The 18,970-nt window shown below is 29.4% G+C and carries 21 protein-coding genes; 7 read left to right on the forward strand and 14 right to left on the reverse strand.

Annotated elements, in window-relative coordinates:
• Nucleotides 1-263 precede the first annotated feature (263 nt).
• Nucleotides 264-1,271 (forward strand): YeiH family protein, encoded by a 1,008-nt coding sequence (locus bsdE14_RS01155; RefSeq protein WP_264848084.1) that lies wholly within the window; start codon nucleotides 264-266, stop codon nucleotides 1,269-1,271.
• A gap of 181 nt (nucleotides 1,272-1,452) precedes the next feature.
• On the opposite strand, the gene bsdE14_RS01160 is transcribed toward bsdE14_RS01155, so the two are convergent.
• The 8 genes from bsdE14_RS01160 to bsdE14_RS01195 form a co-directional block, all read right to left on the reverse strand.
• The gene (locus bsdE14_RS01160; RefSeq protein WP_264848085.1) at nucleotides 1,453-2,430 is read right to left on the reverse strand and encodes a 2-hydroxyacid dehydrogenase; all 978 of its coding nucleotides are present in this window, start codon (nucleotides 2,428-2,430) and stop codon (nucleotides 1,453-1,455) included.
• Between the two features lie 12 nt (nucleotides 2,431-2,442).
• Nucleotides 2,443-3,717, reverse strand: a complete 1,275-nt coding sequence (locus bsdE14_RS01165) for a serine/threonine-protein kinase (protein ID WP_264848086.1) — start codon at nucleotides 3,715-3,717, stop codon at nucleotides 2,443-2,445.
• A gap of 105 nt (nucleotides 3,718-3,822) precedes the next feature.
• Nucleotides 3,823-4,155 (reverse strand): hypothetical protein, encoded by a 333-nt coding sequence (locus bsdE14_RS01170; protein WP_264848087.1) that lies wholly within the window; start codon nucleotides 4,153-4,155, stop codon nucleotides 3,823-3,825.
• A gap of 249 nt (nucleotides 4,156-4,404) precedes the next feature.
• Nucleotides 4,405-6,366, reverse strand: a complete 1,962-nt coding sequence (locus bsdE14_RS01175; RefSeq protein ID WP_264848089.1) for a DNA topoisomerase — start codon at nucleotides 6,364-6,366, stop codon at nucleotides 4,405-4,407.
• Between the two features lie 390 nt (nucleotides 6,367-6,756).
• Nucleotides 6,757-7,005, reverse strand: coding sequence for a hypothetical protein (locus bsdE14_RS01180; protein WP_264848090.1), 249 nt, complete (start codon nucleotides 7,003-7,005; stop codon nucleotides 6,757-6,759).
• 251 nt (nucleotides 7,006-7,256) lie between these two features.
• Nucleotides 7,257-7,808 (reverse strand): tetratricopeptide repeat protein, encoded by a 552-nt coding sequence (locus bsdE14_RS01185; protein WP_264848092.1) that lies wholly within the window; start codon nucleotides 7,806-7,808, stop codon nucleotides 7,257-7,259.
• A complete protein-coding gene (locus bsdE14_RS01190) occupies nucleotides 7,805-8,221 on the reverse strand; it encodes an acyl-CoA thioesterase (RefSeq protein WP_264848094.1) in 417 nt (138 codons plus the stop codon). The genes bsdE14_RS01185 and bsdE14_RS01190 overlap by 4 nt, the downstream gene beginning before the upstream one ends.
• Before the next feature lie 26 nt (nucleotides 8,222-8,247).
• Complete coding sequence (locus bsdE14_RS01195; protein WP_264848095.1) at nucleotides 8,248-8,925, reverse strand: hypothetical protein; 678 nt, start codon at nucleotides 8,923-8,925, stop codon at nucleotides 8,248-8,250.
• A gap of 309 nt (nucleotides 8,926-9,234) precedes the next feature.
• On the opposite strand from bsdE14_RS01195, the gene bsdE14_RS01200 reads away from it, so the two are divergent.
• Complete coding sequence (locus bsdE14_RS01200) at nucleotides 9,235-10,071, forward strand: DegV family protein (RefSeq protein ID WP_264848096.1); 837 nt, start codon at nucleotides 9,235-9,237, stop codon at nucleotides 10,069-10,071.
• Nucleotides 10,072-10,134: 63 nt separating this feature from the next.
• On the opposite strand, the gene bsdE14_RS01205 is transcribed toward bsdE14_RS01200, so the two are convergent.
• Together bsdE14_RS01205 and bsdE14_RS01210 are read right to left on the reverse strand one after the other, a co-directional pair.
• Nucleotides 10,135-10,539 (reverse strand): HNH endonuclease signature motif containing protein, encoded by a 405-nt coding sequence (locus tag bsdE14_RS01205; protein WP_264848098.1) that lies wholly within the window; start codon nucleotides 10,537-10,539, stop codon nucleotides 10,135-10,137.
• 129 nt (nucleotides 10,540-10,668) lie between these two features.
• A complete protein-coding gene (locus tag bsdE14_RS01210) occupies nucleotides 10,669-11,382 on the reverse strand; it encodes a lysophospholipid acyltransferase family protein (protein ID WP_264848099.1) in 714 nt (237 codons plus the stop codon).
• 362 nt (nucleotides 11,383-11,744) lie between these two features.
• Here bsdE14_RS01210 and bsdE14_RS01215 point away from each other — a divergent pair, with 362 nt between their 5' ends.
• Together bsdE14_RS01215 and bsdE14_RS01220 are read left to right on the forward strand one after the other, a co-directional pair.
• Nucleotides 11,745-12,134, forward strand: a complete 390-nt coding sequence (locus bsdE14_RS01215) for a hypothetical protein (RefSeq protein ID WP_264848100.1) — start codon at nucleotides 11,745-11,747, stop codon at nucleotides 12,132-12,134.
• Nucleotides 12,135-12,164: 30 nt separating this feature from the next.
• Nucleotides 12,165-12,536, forward strand: coding sequence for a hypothetical protein (locus bsdE14_RS01220; RefSeq protein WP_264848101.1), 372 nt, complete (start codon nucleotides 12,165-12,167; stop codon nucleotides 12,534-12,536).
• Between the two features lie 45 nt (nucleotides 12,537-12,581).
• Here bsdE14_RS01220 and bsdE14_RS01225 read toward each other — a convergent pair whose 3' ends face one another.
• Together bsdE14_RS01225 and bsdE14_RS01230 are read right to left on the reverse strand one after the other, a co-directional pair.
• Nucleotides 12,582-13,466: an alpha/beta fold hydrolase gene (locus bsdE14_RS01225; RefSeq protein WP_264848102.1), complete on the reverse strand. Its 885-nt coding sequence runs from the start codon at nucleotides 13,464-13,466 to the stop codon at nucleotides 12,582-12,584.
• An 83-nt stretch (nucleotides 13,467-13,549) separates the two neighbouring features.
• Complete coding sequence (locus tag bsdE14_RS01230; RefSeq protein ID WP_264848103.1) at nucleotides 13,550-14,389, reverse strand: GNAT family N-acetyltransferase; 840 nt, start codon at nucleotides 14,387-14,389, stop codon at nucleotides 13,550-13,552.
• 213 nt (nucleotides 14,390-14,602) lie between these two features.
• On the opposite strand from bsdE14_RS01230, the gene bsdE14_RS01235 reads away from it, so the two are divergent.
• The 3 genes from bsdE14_RS01235 (at nucleotide 14,603) to bsdE14_RS01245 (ending at nucleotide 16,274) form a co-directional block, all read left to right on the forward strand.
• Nucleotides 14,603-14,773 carry a hypothetical protein gene (locus bsdE14_RS01235; RefSeq protein ID WP_264848104.1) on the forward strand — a complete coding sequence of 57 codons (171 nt, stop codon included), beginning with the start codon at nucleotides 14,603-14,605 and terminating at the stop codon, nucleotides 14,771-14,773.
• 20 nt (nucleotides 14,774-14,793) lie between these two features.
• Nucleotides 14,794-15,234 (forward strand): hypothetical protein, encoded by a 441-nt coding sequence (locus bsdE14_RS01240; protein ID WP_264848105.1) that lies wholly within the window; start codon nucleotides 14,794-14,796, stop codon nucleotides 15,232-15,234.
• Between the two features lie 119 nt (nucleotides 15,235-15,353).
• Nucleotides 15,354-16,274, forward strand: a complete 921-nt coding sequence (locus bsdE14_RS01245) for a DUF445 family protein (RefSeq protein ID WP_264848106.1) — start codon at nucleotides 15,354-15,356, stop codon at nucleotides 16,272-16,274.
• A gap of 108 nt (nucleotides 16,275-16,382) precedes the next feature.
• Here the strand turns inward: bsdE14_RS01245 and bsdE14_RS01250 are convergent, their stop codons facing one another.
• Both bsdE14_RS01250 and bsdE14_RS01255 read right to left on the reverse strand, forming a co-directional pair.
• On the reverse strand, nucleotides 16,383-17,810 hold the full coding sequence (locus bsdE14_RS01250; RefSeq protein ID WP_264848107.1) for a glycosyltransferase family 2 protein: 1,428 nt from the start codon (nucleotides 17,808-17,810) through the stop codon (nucleotides 16,383-16,385).
• Nucleotides 17,811-17,821: 11 nt separating this feature from the next.
• On the reverse strand, nucleotides 17,822-18,970 hold the full coding sequence (locus bsdE14_RS01255; RefSeq protein WP_264848108.1) for a HEAT repeat domain-containing protein: 1,149 nt from the start codon (nucleotides 18,968-18,970) through the stop codon (nucleotides 17,822-17,824).

An 18,970-nucleotide genomic window follows, 5' to 3' on the forward strand; every position in this document is an offset into this window, starting at 1 on the left:
CCCCTTTTGTTAATTATACTTCTAGTATAGCTTATTCTTTATATAATTATAAGTAAATCTTTTAAATAAATTATCATTTATAAATTTTACTTATAATTATATAACATTTTATAATTTGTTTTATTTTTCTCTCAGAGTTAATATTTAAAAGAAGGTTATTTTGAAATGAGGTAAAAGGTCTAAATGGGCTTTTACGGGTAACTTGAGAGAGGCAGCGAGCACGATTAAGTTACTCAGTGTTTCGAGTGGAAGGAGAAAAACAAATGTTATTTATTAAAGAAAAGGGACCAGGTATTTTATTTGCATTTATTATAGCTGTGCTATCATACTTTCTAGGCAAACTATTTCCCATTATTGGCGGACCGGTTTTTGGAATAGTTATTGGTATTTTGATTAATAATTTTTGGGGAAAGCCAAAATACACTTTAAAAGGGGTAGCCTTTACTTCAAAAAAAATATTGCAGTGGGCAATAATTGTCCTTGGTGGTGGGCTTAGTTTATCTCAAGTTTGGAAGACTGGCTCAGATTCTTTTGCAGTAATGATTTTCACTATTACTGCTGCATTTATCTCTGCTTATGGTTTTGGAAAGCTTATGAACATACCATTTAAACTTAAATCCTTAATAGGAGTTGGTACTGCCATTTGTGGTGGTTCAGCCATTGCAGCAATTTCCCCTATTATTGAAGCAGATGAAATGGAAGTAGCCTATTCTATATCTACAATATTCTTATTTAATATTATAGCTGTTTTAATATTTCCACCACTAGGACATCTTCTAGGTTTTTCTGATAAAGCCTTTGGTCTTTGGGCAGGAACAGCAATTAACGATACGTCTTCAGTTGTAGCAGCTGGATATGCTTTTAGCAATATTGCTGGTACTTATGCAACCATAGTTAAACTAACAAGAACAACTATGATAATTCCAATTTCCATAATCTTTACTATAGCAGTAGCTATTAAAAAGAAAAAAGAGGCTAAGGAAATTGAAGGAGTAAATTACAGCTTTAAAAAAGTATTTCCTTGGTTCATATTATGGTTTTTAGTTGCCTCTCTATTAAATACTTTAGGAATCTTTAGTGCGCCAATGATTAATTTTATTAATAACTTGGGTAAATTCATGATTATAATGGCTCTGTCCGCTGTAGGACTAAGTGCTGATTTTAAGCAAATGCTTAAAACTGGCGTAAAACCAATCTTTCTAGGTTTGATTGTATGGTTCGTGGTTGCAATAGTAAGTATAATAGTACAATTTTCAATTGGCCAAATCTAGTTTTTACTCATTGGTTACACGGCATTAGCAAATTAGAATACAGGTATGAGAATTATAATTACTATAATCTTGTAAATCCAGATAATTTTTAAACCAAAACTTAAATACTATAAAGATAAGGATAATAATTATATACAGCTTATAATTATTATCCTTACTTTTTTGTTTAATTATCTTTTATTTATGGATACAATTCTATGTTAACCACATTTTTAGGTATGTCTCCATTTAGTATAGCTATAATATTCTCTGCTGCCATTATTGACATTTTCTTTCTTGTTTCTATAGTGGCACTTCCTATATGAGGCAGCAGTACCACGTTACTCAATTTCAAAAGTTTTTCTTCAATATATGGTTCATTTTCATATACATCCAGACCTGCACTCCATATACGCTTTTCTTCAAGTGCCTTTGCCAATGCAATTTCATCTACCACCGGGCCTCTTGAAGTGTTTATTAATATAGAGGTACTCTTCATTAGGCTTAATTCTTTTTCACCTATTAAATGCTTTGTTTCAGGAGTTAAAGGGCAGTGCAATGATACAAAATCTGATCTTCTTAAAAGCTCTTCCTTTTCAACCCAAGTAGCACCACACTCTTTTTCAAAACTCTCTTCTCTAGTTCTATTATGGTAAAGTATCTCCATATCAAAGGCCATTGCTTTTTTCCCAAAAGCTCTGCCTATTCTCCCTGCCCCAATTATCCCTATTGTTCTACCAGTAATATCCTGACCTAAAAGTAATTTTGGAGCCCATGCCTTAAAATTGCCATGCCTTGTATAAATATCGGCTTCAACTACTCTTCTTGCGGCGCTAAATAGCAAGGTCCATGCTAAGTCTGCAGTTGCATTAGTCAATACATCAGGAGTATTAGTTATAGCTATGCCTCTCCTTGTAGCCTCCGCCATGTCAATATTATTATACCCAACTGCATAATTTGAGATTACTTTAAGTTCATTTGCAGAGTCCATTACTTCCTTATCAATAATATCACTTAATAAGCATAATACAGCCTGCTTATCCCTTATATTTTTTATTAGTTCTTCTCTTTTTATTCCACAATTACTGTTAAATACCTGAACATCAAAATGGCTCTGTAATAGTTCAATTCCTTCTATAGGTATATCACTAGTTACCAGTACTTTTTGCCTTGTATCCATTTATATCCTCCTCTAATTGTGCTTATTTTTACCCTTTCCCTTCGATTTATTATAGCTCTTTTTTAACTCCTCAAGATCCTTTTTATAATTTTCCCAATTTTTTAAGTCATTATTATTATTAACCATACTTTCCTGATTATTTTGTGGTTGCATCACTTGATTATTATTGTCTTGCGTACTCTCATTATCTTCATTGTTCGGCATATCTATTGCATCCTTATTAGTATTCTCCTTGGAATCTACTATTTGCTCCTTTTGAACGCTGCTATCTTTATTATCCAAAACTTTATTATTTTCATTGTATGCCAAAAAACTAGAAAAGCACAATAATAAAATCAAGAAAGTGACTGCTACTAAAATGATTTTCTTTCTGCTCTTCTTATTTTTCTTATGAATGGATTTATCATTCAATTCTGTTTTAAATTCAATACTTTTATTATCCATTATTTCTGTTCTGTCAGAAGGATTATTGTAAAAGCTATAATCTAAAATTTTAGTTGTTTTGTCGTTATTTTCAATTATATTATCAATATACTTTTTTAAAGTATTAATGCTTTCGAACCTATCACCAGGTTCTATTTGCATACATTTTTTTATAATATCCTTTATTTCCTTACCTATCTCCATAGAATAGCTATCATCTTTAAGCGGTTCATTAATAGTATTAGGGCTCCTTTTATTTATTAAAAAGAATATTACTGCTCCAAGTCCATAAATATCACTTCTGATATTTGATTGATTGGCGCCATATTGCTCCGGAGCCGCATACCCCTTAGTTCCCAATGCTACCGTGTCCATGTTTCCATTTACTTTATATATTTTTGATATTCCAAAATCTACAAGGGTTACTTGCTGTTCATTAGAAATAATGATATTCTGAGGCTTTAAATCTCTATAAATAATTGGTGGTTCTAATCCATGCAGGTATTCTAATATCTCACAGATCTTAGATGTTATCGATAAAATAGAAGTAATTGAAATATCCGTATTCATTTTTATATACTGTTCTAAATTGTTACCTTCTATAAAATCCTCAACTATGTATAGATTATCATTTTCATTAAAAATATCTATTATTTTAGGAATCCCAATATGATTTAAATTCTTTAAAATATTAGGCTCTGCTGAAAGGTCCACTTGGTCTCTAAAGCTTTCTTTCACTTCTTTTACTGCCCAATTTTTATTGAGTCTTTTATCTTTAGCTAAATAAACAGTGCTCATTCCACCTTTTCCAAGCACTTTTATTATCTCATATCTATTATCCAATAGTATTCCACTACTTAACATTACACTAACTCCTCTTATATATATTAGCCCAATTTAATATACGTAAAAGAAGTTAAATATAGAAGGGCAATTAAAAATCCGAAGTAAAAAACTTCGGACTTTTAATTAAAATGTAGTTTTTGAAGAGTTCTTTAAAACGCTTATATTCATGATTTCCATTTGGAAAGCTTTAAGTAAGGCCTTCTCTAAAACCTTTTGCTCATCGAAATTTTCAACATCCTTACAAACAGCAAAAACTTTATTTACTTCACCGTAAACATTCCTATAAGTTAATATAACATTAGGTTTTTCATATTCAACATTTATTATTTTAACTCCCCAGGATATTTGTGCAAGGTCACCATCTACAGAAAGTTTTGTAAGACTCTTAAGTTTTTCAACATCTTCAGTCTCGCTTTCAACTATTAGCAGTTCATTACCAACTTTGTATTTTGACATATTCAATCCCTTCTTCCTCATTTTATTAGTTGTTCTTTAATTTACCATTAGAATCTTAATACTATTTTATATTTATTAGATACACTTAGCAATGGTAATTTTTTAGAATATTCTTTCATTATATGCTATTTTTCATCATTTTACTGCTATTGCTTGATATTTCCTTAACAATCTCAATAGTATAAAGATTTATAAAAAGCAGCAAAGTATTATTTCTACTCAGCTGCTTTCTCAAACATATGTAATTGTTTATTTATATATTTCTTTAACTGTATTTATCCTTTTAACTATTCTATATCCATTACTTTTAGCCACCCTATCAACATTTACTTTAGTATATTTTTCTAACTTAGCCATAAATTCTTCTGTTACTATTTCCTTTTGTGCAACCATCTTCAATCCTTTTTCCCAGCTAGCGGTTAGGGTAGGATTAAGAAGACTTGGTATTGATTCCTTAATTACTTCGTATATCATTTCACCTTTTGATGTTGGAGTTAACACTTGAGTCTTATTGTTGGTTTTTATATATTCTATTTTCTCCAGCTTTTTCAAAATTTCTGCTCTAGTAGCACTAGTTCCAATTCCTGCTCCCTTTATATGTTCTCTTAGCTCCTCATCTTCAATTAGTTTACCGGCATTTTCCATTGCGATAATTATAGAACCTGAAGTAAATCTCTTGGGAGGCGTAGTTTCTCCATCTTTAATATTAAAGGCATCTAATTCAACCTTTTGGCCCTTTTTCAAACTACTTAAAAAGACCATATCCTTCTCTTTGCTTCCTTCTGGCTTTAAGATTTCAAGATATCCTTTTTCAACACATACTTTATTATTGGTAAAGAAGTGTTCTGCTCCAATAATTGTATCTACACTAATTTTAGAATATTTTGCAGCAGGATAAAAAATTGCTAAAAACCTTCTTACTACTGTCTCATATATATTCTTTTCTATACCCTTCAAGCCTTCATAACTGTTCAAGCCTTCCCCAGTTGGAATTATTGCATAGTGATCAGTAATTTTGCTATCATCTATGTATTTTGAATTAACTATTTTCTCCTGCCACTTTTTTTCTATTATATTTTCGGCAGCGCTTTTTATTTCTTCATCCTGTTTAAAAAAAGTAAGCCCCTTAATATTTTTTATTATCTCCTTTGCAACTGCTTTGGATAATACTCTTGCATCGGTTCTAGGATAGGTCACCATTTTCTTTTCATATAAACTTTGCACTACTGATAATGTTTGATCAGGATTTATCTTAAACTTTTTTGAACATTCGTTTTGAAGTTCAGCTAAATTAAACAAAAGTGGTGCTGCTTTGTTTTCTGTGCTCTTTGTAATCTTGTCAACTACTGGCTTATTATAAGTTAGGTAGCTCCTTAAGTCTTCTATTAATTTTTCAGCATCTTCTCTTTTTTTAAAACCACCTTCATTATATAAAAGTGCAGATTCAAAATATTTTGAGCCTTCTACCGCCTTCCATTCCCCCTCATATCGAAGCTCATCGCCTATTTTAAAGGTTGAAGAAAGTTTGTAAAAAGGAACACTAACAAAGCTTCTTATCTCTCTTTCTCTATCCACTATCATTCCAAGAACACAGCTCATAACTCTTCCTACTGAAATCACAACCCTATCATTTCTAAGCATATTTGCTATTATTCTTCCATAAACTAGAGTTAATACTCTAGAAAAATTTATTCCAAGCAAGTAATCCTCTTTAGCTCTTAAATAAGCAGATGCTGCCAATGCATCATAATCAGATAGAGGCTTCGCTTCCTTTATTCCTCTTTTTATCTCCTCTTCAGTTTGAGAATCAATCCATACTCTTTTCTTTTCCTTTCCTGAAACTCCAACCATTTCATCTACTAATCTATATATATATTCTCCTTCTCTTCCAGAGTCTGTACACACATAAATTGTGGTAATATCCTCTCTTGTAAGTAAAGCTTTAACCACATTAAATTGTTTTTGGACTGATGGAATTACCTCATATTTATAAGCCTTAGGCATAAAGGGAAGTGTCTCTAAGGTCCATTTTTTTAGTTTCTCATCATAAACTTCAGGGTAACTCATAGTAACTAAATGACCTACACACCAGGTAAAAATCATTTTATCAGATTCTATATAACCATCAAGCTTTGTACCTTTTACATTTAACAACTTTACATAATCCATTGCTACGGAAGGTTTCTCTGTAATAAATAAAAATTTGCCCATAATTAACCTCGCAGTTTCTTTAATCATATATATTATATTGCATATTAAGCCTAAAAGTCCAATTACTATTTTGTTTTAGCTTTGATTAATTATTTCTTAGATTTTATATTGTTAATATTATTTTCCTTTAACTTCTCTTGTCTTTAAATTTTTATTCTAAATAGAACAATTCTAAATATATATAGTAATAGTTATAAAGGGGGGGATAAAAATGGCTAAGAACAAAGAAAATAAAAACACCAAAAAAAATGATTCCAAAAAGAATTCAACTAAAAAGGACACTAAAAAGAAAGACTCTAAGAAGAAATAATTGCATAAAAGTAAAAGAGCAGTTCAATTTCTGCTCTTTTAACTATTTTATTTCCAAGTAATGTTTAAAACTAATATATGTTAATCTTTGCATCCACAATAATATGAATCATATTCCTCATCTGGTTTGTAACAAAATAGAGGTAAATCAGCACTACTGTCTTTTATAATGTTACAAAATGGGCACCTTGCCTTTCTACCATCCCATTTTCTAGTGGCTCTTTTATTGTAGCCCTCATGGTTTCTTGAGCATAACCCACATATTGGATTATCATTCTCATCAGTAGAATTCGCCCTATGGCCGCATTTCATTAAAGGTGATTTTTTCATAATATCCCCCTCATATAACCATTATAATTAAACTAAAATCTGTTATACAAGTTAGTACTTACTGTTATATTAAATTATATTCTATAATTATAAATTAATTACTTTATTTTATAGATGAATTATTAATAACTTTTTATTATTATAAATATAATAGCTACCTAAATGCCTTATATAGCGTTAGAACTATAGGATACAAATAAATAATGGCTGTGGAACTTTAAAATTCCACAGCCATTATTTAAAAACATTTATTATTTAACATTTTTCAGTATATCTTTAATAAATTCGCTATTAGGGTAAACCTTTAAGATGTTATTGTATACTTTAATCGCCTTATCCTTTTCTTGAATTTTGAGATATGAATCGGCAAGCTTAAGCATTAAATCTAGGTCATTGCCTATTATTTTATGTGGTACTTTTTCAAGCATTTCGGCCGCTTTTTCGTAGTATTCCTGAGAATAATATATAAGTGCTCTTAAAGTATTACATTTTATATTATCAGGTTCCATATCAGATAATCTATTTAATAGATTTAAGCTATCATCTAGCTCATCCAATAAATATTTATCAATAGCTTCATGTAGAAGGATGCTTGGCTCACTTTTATAATACTTAATCTTCTTATAAATATAATAAAAATAAAATGGTACAGCAGCAAATAAGTATGGATATACTATTGCTAATATCAATAACATAATTCCAGACACTACATATACACGAACATTCATCTTTGGACTTTTCAAATAGAATGGTTTTAAAGAAAGTCCTTCTACAGGCTTTAACTCATAATCTTTATTCTTCATCTAGTCAGTTCCTCCAATAGCTCCCACATATCTCCGTTCTTTTTTTTCAGATTTATTATTTTAAACTCCTTATTAACAAATGCATGTGTTGTGCTTCCTTTAGCAAGTACTTTATTATCCTCTTCTCTAATAACATGATAATTAAAGACTACCTTTGCACCATTAAGCTCTTCAATCCATGTTTTTATAGTAAGAACATCTTCATACTTTGCACCCTGAATATATTTACAACTGCTTTCTACTAATGGTAAAAGAACCCCTTGCTTCTCCATTTCTCTGTAATTCATACCTGAAGCTGAAATAAACTCAGTTCGTCCAACTTCAAACCATGCATAATAATTTGAATGATGTACTATTCCCATTTGATCTGTCTCAACATATCTTACCTTAATCTTAGTTTCATTCATATACATAAAAACACCTCTTATATTTATCTAACTTAATGAATAGATTCTTCTTCATAACAGTCTATACCTCTAATACAACTATCACATACTTCGTCAAGTTTTTTAAGAACTAGTCTATATCCTTTCTTTATATATTCATTTTCATAAAGCTGTTCATATGGGATTTTTTCAATATCATATTCTAATATACTTAAGTAATTTTCACCATATATTTTCCTAAGAAGTAGCTCATAGTCTAGCTTTATAATACCATGATTTTCGTGGCTAGCACAATTCAAATTTTTAATATCACAGTTTGTCTTCTCTATTATTCCATAAAGCTGATATATATAACTCATTTCCTTTAAATCAAATTTCCCTTCTAAAGATGATACGACTAAAGAGTAATTTGAATTTAAAGGTACCGGAAATGCTGTAACTTCCTCATCACAATTAAAGGTTTTTAGGCTCCTTATACTTTGAAAGATAGCATTACAAATATCTAGTCGTATTAAAGCTGCGTTTTTACATACTTTTTTAACTATATATTTTTCTTCATACTTTCTATTTTCTTCTATCATCTTAATCTGAACTTTTTCTGACCTTATCATTTGTTTTTTAGTTATTATCCAACTACAAATTCCTCCTACTAACGCTCCTGCTATAATTGCTGCTGTGGATATAATTGTAGTTATCATATTTTCCGACAGTGATGATAAAACCTTGAACATAAGCAGCCACCTTTCACATTATTGTGAATTTACAATAGTATAATATCCATGAGTAATTATTTTATACTTAATAAAATAAACAAAATATTATATTGCTGTACATGCATTATATTGAAATAAATGTTTAAACTAATATTTAGACTATATAGTTCGATTTTTTTAATTATTTTTTGACAAAACTTACTAAGATAAAATATAATGAAATCATGTATAATTACTAGAATTATTTATTATATATCATAATAAATTTTAATATATAAATTATTAATAAAAAACTGTATATTAGAATTATTAATTAGGAGGATTAATATGCCAATTAAAATTGTAGCCGACAGTAGTTGTGACCTTAATGATGATTTAAGAGAAAAAATGAATATTACACTTGTTCCATTGACATTAGAGCTTGAGGACAAGGCATATATAGATGATGATAATCTAGATCTTAAAACATACTTAAAACACATGGCGGAATGTAAGACTTCACCAAAAACAGCCTGTCCATCGCCTGACGACTATATAAATTCTTATAAAGGTGAAGAAAGCGTTTTTGTTGTCACACTTTCTTCAAAACTTAGCGGTTCTTATAATAGCGCAGAACTAGCAAGAAATATTTACATAGATGATATAGGCAATAAGTTCATTCATGTTTTTGATTCTCTTAGTGCTTCTGTAGGCCAAACCTTAGTTAGTATTAAAATACACGATTTGGCTAAGTTAAATATTAGTGAACTGGAGATTGTTGAAAAAGTTAATAACTATATAAAGGAAATGAAAACTTTTTTCCTTTTAGAAAGTCTTGAACACCTGGCTAAGGCTGGAAGACTTAATCCAATTATTGCTAAGGTAGCATCTATGTTATCAATTAAACCTATAATGGGCTCCACTGATGAAGGCACAATTAGACTCGTAGAAAAATCAAGAGGATATAAAAAAGCTTTTTCAAGATTTGTTGATATAATTGGTGAAGAAGGTAAAAATCTAGAAGACAAAATACTAGGTATAGCCCACTGTAACTGCTTAGACAGAGCTTTGAGTTTTAAAGAAGAAGTATTAAAAAAATATAATTTCAAAGATATTGTTATAGTTGATATGAATGGTTTAAGTTCAACTTATGCTGATGATGGTGGACTTGTTATAGCCTTTTAATAAATATGTATAAAAAATTAAGACTTTTGAGATTTCTACTCAAAAGTCTTTTTTATTTATATATTAAACTGAATAGAATATAGGAATAAAGTCCTTATATTCATGCATCATATATTCTTCATACTTTTTACTTCCCATTAACTTGTAAATAATGTCCTCTGTATAATAACCCTCTTTATAGAGCTTTAACCCCTTTAATATCCTTTTAGCCTTACTTTTATTAAGTTCTAACATATCTATTAATTCATCAAAGCCATAATACTTTTTATATAAAACCTGCTGCAATTTATACTGAAACTCTAATTTATATTCTATATCTATAGAATTATCCCTATGAGGTCCGTGCTTTCCTCTATGGTGCTCTCCACATAGATATTTATAATTTAAAGGGAAATCAAGTCCCCCCTCGGATTTATGCACAATGTGATGTATATCAGCTGCTTTACCGCACACTTCACACCTATTCAATATATTCACTCCTTGATTACTTTAATATCTATATCCTATATAATTATACCACATATTTAGCAATAATTTATTACTACATAACAAATTCCATAATAATCACTTTTACTCCAAAATCTGCATTAGAATAGCTTACTGCCTAATAATTATAAGTTCATCTTCGATAATTTGATGCACAGTATCAGAAAGATTGCTTTGTTCCTCCTTAGTGAGCTTATTAACATATATAGGCTTATGAACCACCATGGTTACTGTATGTCCACTTACTTTTCTACCTACTTCTAATACCTTATATGTTCCATCTATAGTTATTGGAACTACGGGAACACCTGCCTTCAATGCTAGTTTCATGCTTCCCTTCTTAAAATCTCCCATTTCAGATTTTAAACTTCTTGTACCCTCTGGAAAAATTGCCATAGAATATCCCCTTTTTAAGGTTTCTATTCCTATATTAATAGATTTTATTGACTCTCTTACATCCTCTCTATCCATAAAAACTGTGTTCATATCTCTAAGCCAGCTTCTTACAAGAGGTATTTTCTCTATTTCTTTTTTTGCTATAAATCCAAATGGCTTGTCAATATAGCCAACCATTAAAAATGCATCAACAATTGCTTGATGATTGGCTACGAATAGGCATGGTCCTTCTGGTATATTATTTATACCTCTTACCTCCGAGGTTGTCTTAGATATCTTCATAATATGCTTACTTATCTTTTTTGCTTTTCCATATGCATACAACTCTGCTTCCACCTTAGACCTCTTCTTTAAAGAAGTTAATTTTATTCTCCAAAACGAAGTTACTATAAGATAAATTACAAAATATCCATACCACAGTATTTTCATTTGTTCCACCTCAAATTTAACTTATTATTGTATAAAATCTTAATAATAAAATTCAATTTCTATCTTATCAGATTTTCTTAACAATATATAGTGGATAATTAAATTTAAAAAATTTTCAATTTATTATCATACAATTAATGAATTTTATTCCAATACATGAAAAAACAGTCTTTACATATACATAAAGTCTATTTATATTGTTATTTTATTGAGTTAAAGTGTGCTATTATTTGGCTTTATAGTTCTATTTTTAATATAGATGTTAAAATGTGATTAGAATTTAATATTGATATTTGGATACTCTATTAATGGACGATTTATTAAAAAGTCTAATTTTATCTGTATTAGGAGGAATAAAAATTATGAATAACAATACTAATCAAGAAACAAAAGAATTAAATAGACAATCAAGACAAGGTTCAACTACTTCCATGAGTGCTTCATCAACAAGTGCTAATAGCCCTGAGCTTCAAGAAGCTAGACAATTAAATCAACAAGCTAAACAAGGCTCAACTTCATCTATGACTAGTTCAACTACAAGTTCCAGCAGCTCTGACCTTCAAGAAGCTAGACAACTTAATCAACAAGCTAATCAAAACATGACTTCTTCTGGTGCTAGCAAAATAAGCTATACTCAGCCAAGTATGTCAAATTCTTCTGCATCAACTACTTCTAGTACAGATATGAATAGTCCTGAGCTTCAAGAAGCTAGACAGCTAAATCAACAGTCCAAAAGTAAAAAAAGCAGATAATTTTTTATTTCACTAAGGAGGTATTTTCATATGACTAATAAAAAGCAACGCGAAGATACTGAAAATAGAGTTGATGAGCTTATCAATTTAGTTGAAAGAAAAACTAGAACTGAACGCCATTTAGAGCAACATTCAGATATAGGTGATCCGGATAGATTAGATAGACCTCAAGAATTACAAGATGAAAGAGAAGAGCAAATTCATAATTTAAAAAACAAAATAGTTTATGGTGATTCCGTAAATAATGACACTAATGACCAGATAGAAAACTTAGAGCGAAACTATGAATTTACTGAAGGATATATAAATCATAACTCAGATCATATAAGCAGCAAAGATATGAATAGAATAGAGGAAAAACAAGAGCACAGACGTGAACAAATGGATATATTAAAGCAATAGTTTTTAAAGCACATATTGATTATCAATATGTGCTTTTTATAATGTTTATGTACTAAGTATAAATTTATTAATTTCATTAATTAGCTTTTTACTGTACTCCTCTTGAGCACCATGTCCGCAGTTGGGAAAAATAACCAGACTCGAATTTCTAATTTCTTTAGCTATTTTATAAGCATCTTTTGAAGATATCAATCTATCATTTTCGCCCCATATAATTAAAGTAGGTTTTTCTATCTCCTTAATTTTCTCAAAATACAATTCATTATAACTAAGATTTCTAATTAAAGAAACAAATCCATATACTCCACGCTTAGTTCTAAAGCCACAATAATATGCATTTATGAATTCATCATTAATAACCTTGTGGTTATCTAAAAGAAACCTTGCTGCACAAGCTACTAAAACTTTACTTGTAAAAATATTTATCAGCTGAGGCATTAATGATATTCTTGCTAATTTAACTAATGAATTAGTTTTCTTTAGATTCATTTTATAACCAGCAGTGTCAATTAGAATAAGTTTGTTTACTCTATCCGGATATTTTATAGTCATATTTAGGCCTATCTCACCTCCCAGTGAGTTGCCTATAAGAATAGCTCTATCTATCTTAAAATAGTCCATAAATTCCCTAAGATCTTCAGTAAAACTATCAATACTATAATTATACCTTAGCTTTTCCGAACATCCACACCCACGCAAATCATAAGCATATACATGAAATCTTTTTGATAAAGGATAAAATATTTTTCTCCATGTGTAAACACAGGCTGAAAGACCATGAATCAAAATTATGGGTATTCCTTCACCTTTTTCAATTACATAGGTTTTTAACCCATTAATATAAATATATTTGTAGTATCCTTTAAATACATCATTTTGAATATTGCTTATTATTCTATCATTTTTCGACCTATATATTTTAAGCTTCATATTTATCACCTCTTATAGTTATTATTATTTATTATTTGGTATAGTCACATAAAAATGCATAAAAAAATAATGTCATGATGACATTATTCTTTTGCATAATTAAATGAAATTATAATATTATCTTCATAGTGCTCAAAGCCTAACGAAGTATAAGCCTTTATAGCTGGAAAATTATCTTTTCTAACCATAAGTGAAGGAATTTTACCCCTCTTTATAGCTCTTCTACATAGCTCTGAAACCGATGCTTTGCAATAACCATTTCCCCTATACTCTGCAGCAGTGTATACTCCTCCTATTTGGCATACATTATCTGTACATCCTAGAATTGAAGCTTTTGCTGCTATTTTGCCATCCCTAACAACAAATACTTCCTCTTCTTCTGCACTTCTCTCTTTAATAGTTTTAAAAGCTTCTTCCTGTGTTAATTCTTTCGAAAAGCCTATTTTATTAGCCTCAATAATAAATTCAATTGCAGCATCTATATTTACTGATTCACTACTCACCACCACTGCATCTTTAGACCTATAAGACTTAAAGTTTTTATTTACCAAATAGCTATAATTAGAAAATTCTTTTATTTTTTTATAATCTTTTATTTTTTCATATAATGGCAATATATATTTACTCATTCCCAAAAGATTATTCACATTTTTTTCTTTTATAATATCTGAAAAGTATTGTATTGAATTGATGCTTTCATAATGTGTAATACAATTTCCTAAGTTATAAAAAGCTATAACTCCCTGCAACTTGTGATTTTCTATATATCCATAATAATCTCCACATCTTCTTATGTTCTTATCATTATCTATTCCAAATTGTTTTACATTGCCTATAATCAAAGTAGTGTCAAATTCATTTTGTTTAAGGTAATCTAGTAATTGGTCTTTGTCATCACTGCTAAGCTTTTGTAAGCACCCCATAATATCCTCCAGCCTTCACCTATTACACCAGTAATTTAAATAGAAATGTAAATTACAAATTAAATTATTTGCAAACATATCCATTGCAGAATGTATACGTTTTACAAGTGAATTTTACCACTTACTGCTTTAGCTGTAAATATATCTAATTGCAAAATAATAAGAGTAATGACATAAATTTATGGAGAAAATAGTTTTTAGAGAGGTGATTAAATGAATTCTAAAAATAAGTCTTTCTATAACAATAAAGCAATTAATAAACAAAAGGATTGGGGTAAAGTTTCTTCAGCAGAATGTGGAAATGAAATTCGAAAAGCAGTTATGGATTTTGAAAAAAATCTTATTGAAGATCAAAATACTATTGAAAACAACGAATTAAGATAATTTATATAAGGAGGTTTACTATGAAGATTGAGGCTTTTTTTAGTACCTATAAAAATGCAAATGAAGCAGCTCAGAAGCTTAGAAGCGAAGGGTTTAATAACGCCTCTGCAGATTTAAATGAGCATTATGATATTAATAATAATAGAGCAGAAAATTTTGCTGGTTCAAGTACAGCTCCAAGCCTATCAGATTTAGTACTATATTCTGGAGAGCCTACAGATGTTACCGATAAGTCTCCATTAGCAGCAGCTAGTCCTATGGTTAGTGGAATGGGTGGCTTTGAAGAAATAACTGATATAAACTATAGAGTAAGTGTGGAAGTTAGTAATGATACTAGTGAAAAGGCCAAAGATATTTTACTAGCTTATGGTGGTGATATGAATAGTCCTAATCTTAACCTTCCAGAAAGAATTCAAGACTTATCTTTAAAAAATATTGATAGAAGTGATTTAAATATATAAATTAGAATGCCGTTATAATACGGCATTTTATTTTATATTAGATTATAATTATTGAGTTTTCCTTATATATTATATTATAATAGTTTTTATATTTAAGCATTTAGGAGGGTCTTCTTATAATGGAAAATATTGAGTTATTTACAAATGAACTAACTGAAGAAATTATACATGTTTTAAAAGGGGAAAACTTTAAAGATAATTTTAAATTAATCGTATCAAAAGAATTTTCATATATATTGGATTCTGAAAAAGATGTTTTTTTTAAGAGTCAGGCCTATGAAAATTTAAAAACTAAGATGACAAAACAAATACTTGAAGGCGGTCATTCGGAAATTTTTAAACAGCAGTTATCAGAGGTTATAAATCAAAACCTACAAAATCTTGAAAAATCAAAATATACACTTTCAGAAATTTTACCTCCATCCTTTACAAACAGTATTAAAGTTTATATTTACAATGAAAGTCCAAAAATTATTGCAACTATAAAGGAGTTTATTAATAATCCCAAGACTCAACGCAAATTAAAAGAAGAAATTAGTAAGTCTATAAATGGTTTTAACCCTATGGTCGCTAAATTTATAAATGCAAATTCTATCCACGCAAAAGTTATGGAAGGTATTAACTCTTATTTCGATAATCAAAGTAATATAATGAATATCATAACAAGTATTAATTCGGGTATTGATAATTTTATGAAAAAAGAAATATCTGAATTCTTCATTTACTTCCCTCAAGAGGGTAAGAATGCTCTGGCTGAGTCTCTATGTTCTACCATCATAGAGAATATATTTACTGAAAGCTTTGTATCATCCACTATAATACGTTTAGAGCAAAATATATTAAACAATCCAAAAAACAATATAAATGTAAATTTCTCAATGAGTACTCTTAGTAGTACATTAGTAAGTAAATTTATTGATGACTATTATGATATAAGCCTAGACATGGATAACACGAGAAAATTAATTAGACTTTTCTCAGAAGAAATTGTAAATAAGCTTCTAGAAATGCCTCTAAAAAACTTTCTTATTGCGGAGTAAAAGAAGGCGTAGGAAAATTACTAATCCTACGCCAATTATTTTATACATTGCTAACCATTCTTTCCTTAAGCTCTACATAAAACATTAAAATAAACTTTACTTCAAGTCCTACTTATTAGTTATACCTTTTTCATTAAAGCTCTGTCTTTTAATCTTTCCCCAGCTATTCTTATTTCTTTTAAATCTAAGAATTCCTTCAAGCCTGTATACTACTGTGAGCTGCCTATATCCAAAATTCTCTAATACACCATAGATTGTTAGCTTCAATAGTTGGGAAATGCTTGGATACTTATTAAATGTATATTCTTCTAACAATATAGCCCCTAAGGAAAGAATAACCCCATATAATATAGATGCTGCCAAAAACAACACAAAAAATCTAACATTAAGTAGCCCAAGTACATACGATAATGGTACAAGAATATATCCTAGTAATTCTATAATAGGTCCTAACATTTCAAATAACCAGTAATACGGTGCCGCAATGAGTCCTATAGAGCCAAATCTAGGATTAAATAACATAGACTTATGCCTAAATAAACTATCCATTAACCCAATTTGCCACCTTTTCCTTTGAGCTCTTAAATCCTTCATTGTTTCAGGAGCTTGTGTCCAGCAAACTGGGTCAGGTATAAATTTTATACTATATTTTATCTTGTTCCTAATCATATATTCATGCAATTTAACTACAAGTTCCATATCTTCGCCAATTGTTTCTTTGGAATATCCACCAACTTTAATTACTTCAGATTTTTTAAATGCCCCAAATGCTCCTGATATTATTAAGAGTGACCCTACATAATCCCACCCCATACGTCCAGTAAGAAATGCTCTTAAATATTCAATAATCTGAAACATAGCTATTTTATTTTTAGGCAGTCCTACTTTTTTAATAATTCCATTTTCAACAACACTTCCATTAGCTATCCTTACTATGCCTCCAACAGCCACAGTTTCTTTATACTCTATAAATGGCATAATAACTCTTACAAGTGAATTACTTTCTAATATTGAATCTGCATCAATAGCTGCGAAAACAGGATATCTTGATATATTAATACCAGTATTTAAAGCATCAGCCTTTCCTCCATTTTCTTTATCCACCACTACTAGATTTGGTATGTCTATATTTTTATAAATTCCTCTTACATTCTTTGTTTTAATATTATATCTAATGGGCTGATTAATAGGTTTTAAATTATATTTATTAATAACTTTACTAAGTGTACTATCCACAGACCCATCATTAATAACAATTACCTCAAACTGAGGATAATTTAATGATAATAGCGATTTTATATTCTCTACTATGGTTTCCTCTTCATTATATGCAGGCACCAGTACTGATATGGGAATCATATTCTCAGAAGAGGAATATTTTTTAAAGTCAGAATATAATATTTTTCTAATATAATCTGACAAACTAAAAGCTGATAAAATCAGTTGAGTAAAATAAATAAAATTAATACAAAGAACATAAAACAGTACAAAATAATTGAAATATAAAATTATTCTTTTAATAAGCAGCCAATTCATCTATCATCATCCTAACTTTCCCTATAAATGACATATTTCCTAACTAGATAGGCCAAATTTCTCTTTTTTTCATCCTGTGAATTCTCATATAAATATATATCATTTATAACTCCTGAATCTTCTAGTGAAGCTATTAGTATATCCTTTGCAAATTTATCTTCACCTTTTATTACCGTTTCAATTATTTCTATTCCTCTAGGTATTTGAAAAATAGATCTAGCAGAATTATATCTTACCCACCACTGACTATCCGATAATGATTCCACAAGCTTTGGAAGAGCCTTTGAGTCACCAATTCTTCCGAGACTTTTGGAAGCTGTAGACCTTACCTCCCATTCCTCATCCTTTAATTTATCGATTAATTTATCTAAAAACCTAACGTCTCCATTCTGCCCAATAGCTTTAATTGCTGCAATTCTTCTGTTTTTATCTTCATCATCAATATACTTGGATATTTGATAATTTAAATCAATGTCCATATAATTTCCTGCAGATTTTATAAATATTGTTGATAGAAATACGTCATCAGAATTAATCATACTTTTGTATAACTGAGCTTTATCGCCTTCAAAGCTATCGATTATTTCTGTCAAACTTCTATCACTTAATAAAAGATTACTACTAAGTTTATTAAATGCATTAACTAAACTATTTGCATCTCCAATTTTTGATATAGCCATTAAGGAATGATACCTAATATCAACAAAATTCTTATCGATAATTTTAACTAACTCACTTAAGGCTCTCTTACTCCTAAACTCGCCTAAATTCTTACAACTTAAAGCAATATTAAATTTATCACCTTTTTTTAAATTTTTCAGTTCATAATCCACAATACCCGTTTCTTCACATAATCTTGTCATACTATTTCTTATTTTACCATTATATAATTCAGTATAAACAATAATTCTTTCTATAATTAGTTTCCTTTTGATCCTATTTTTTATTATAGTTCTTATTTTAAGAATTTTATCCTCATCTGGGTACCTGTTCTCTAAGTCCTGCATAATTTTATCAATAAATGGTATAACCTCTTTCTTAAAAGCTTTTTCTTTCTTTGCTTCGATAAACTCTAAAGCTTTTTGATACAATAAATACGCATATAAGAAAAATATAAAACTTGAAAATAATATTATTGAATAATAAACGTATCTCTCCAT

It is taken from the genome of Clostridium omnivorum, from assembly GCF_026012015.1.
GTDB lineage: Bacteria > Bacillota > Clostridia > Clostridiales > Clostridiaceae > Clostridium_AX > Clostridium_AX omnivorum.

Excerpts from the sequence above, each read along its gene's own strand:
- bsdE14_RS01155 (WP_264848084.1), top strand. The coding sequence starts at position 264 with ATGTTATTTATTAAAGAAAAGGGACCAGGTATTTTATTTGCATTTATT.
- bsdE14_RS01160 (WP_264848085.1), bottom strand. The coding sequence starts at position 2,430 with ATGGATACAAGGCAAAAAGTACTGGTAACTAGTGATATACCTATAGAA.
- bsdE14_RS01165 (WP_264848086.1), bottom strand. The coding sequence starts at position 3,717 with ATGTTAAGTAGTGGAATACTATTGGATAATAGATATGAGATAATAAAA.
- bsdE14_RS01170 (WP_264848087.1), bottom strand. The coding sequence starts at position 4,155 with ATGTCAAAATACAAAGTTGGTAATGAACTGCTAATAGTTGAAAGCGAG.
- bsdE14_RS01175 (WP_264848089.1), bottom strand. The coding sequence starts at position 6,366 with ATGGGCAAATTTTTATTTATTACAGAGAAACCTTCCGTAGCAATGGAT.
- bsdE14_RS01180 (WP_264848090.1), bottom strand. The coding sequence starts at position 7,005 with ATGAAAAAATCACCTTTAATGAAATGCGGCCATAGGGCGAATTCTACT.
- bsdE14_RS01185 (WP_264848092.1), bottom strand. The coding sequence starts at position 7,808 with ATGAAGAATAAAGATTATGAGTTAAAGCCTGTAGAAGGACTTTCTTTA.
- bsdE14_RS01190 (WP_264848094.1), bottom strand. The coding sequence starts at position 8,221 with ATGTATATGAATGAAACTAAGATTAAGGTAAGATATGTTGAGACAGAT.
- bsdE14_RS01195 (WP_264848095.1), bottom strand. The coding sequence starts at position 8,925 with ATGTTCAAGGTTTTATCATCACTGTCGGAAAATATGATAACTACAATT.
- bsdE14_RS01200 (WP_264848096.1), top strand. The coding sequence starts at position 9,235 with ATGCCAATTAAAATTGTAGCCGACAGTAGTTGTGACCTTAATGATGAT.
- bsdE14_RS01210 (WP_264848099.1), bottom strand. The coding sequence starts at position 11,382 with ATGAAAATACTGTGGTATGGATATTTTGTAATTTATCTTATAGTAACT.
- bsdE14_RS01215 (WP_264848100.1), top strand. The coding sequence starts at position 11,745 with ATGAATAACAATACTAATCAAGAAACAAAAGAATTAAATAGACAATCA.
- bsdE14_RS01220 (WP_264848101.1), top strand. The coding sequence starts at position 12,165 with ATGACTAATAAAAAGCAACGCGAAGATACTGAAAATAGAGTTGATGAG.
- bsdE14_RS01225 (WP_264848102.1), bottom strand. The coding sequence starts at position 13,466 with ATGAAGCTTAAAATATATAGGTCGAAAAATGATAGAATAATAAGCAAT.
- bsdE14_RS01230 (WP_264848103.1), bottom strand. The coding sequence starts at position 14,389 with ATGGGGTGCTTACAAAAGCTTAGCAGTGATGACAAAGACCAATTACTA.
- bsdE14_RS01235 (WP_264848104.1), top strand. The coding sequence starts at position 14,603 with ATGAATTCTAAAAATAAGTCTTTCTATAACAATAAAGCAATTAATAAA.
- bsdE14_RS01240 (WP_264848105.1), top strand. The coding sequence starts at position 14,794 with ATGAAGATTGAGGCTTTTTTTAGTACCTATAAAAATGCAAATGAAGCA.
- bsdE14_RS01245 (WP_264848106.1), top strand. The coding sequence starts at position 15,354 with ATGGAAAATATTGAGTTATTTACAAATGAACTAACTGAAGAAATTATA.
- bsdE14_RS01250 (WP_264848107.1), bottom strand. The coding sequence starts at position 17,810 with ATGAATTGGCTGCTTATTAAAAGAATAATTTTATATTTCAATTATTTT.
- bsdE14_RS01255 (WP_264848108.1), bottom strand. The coding sequence starts at position 18,970 with ATGGAGAGATACGTTTATTATTCAATAATATTATTTTCAAGTTTTATA.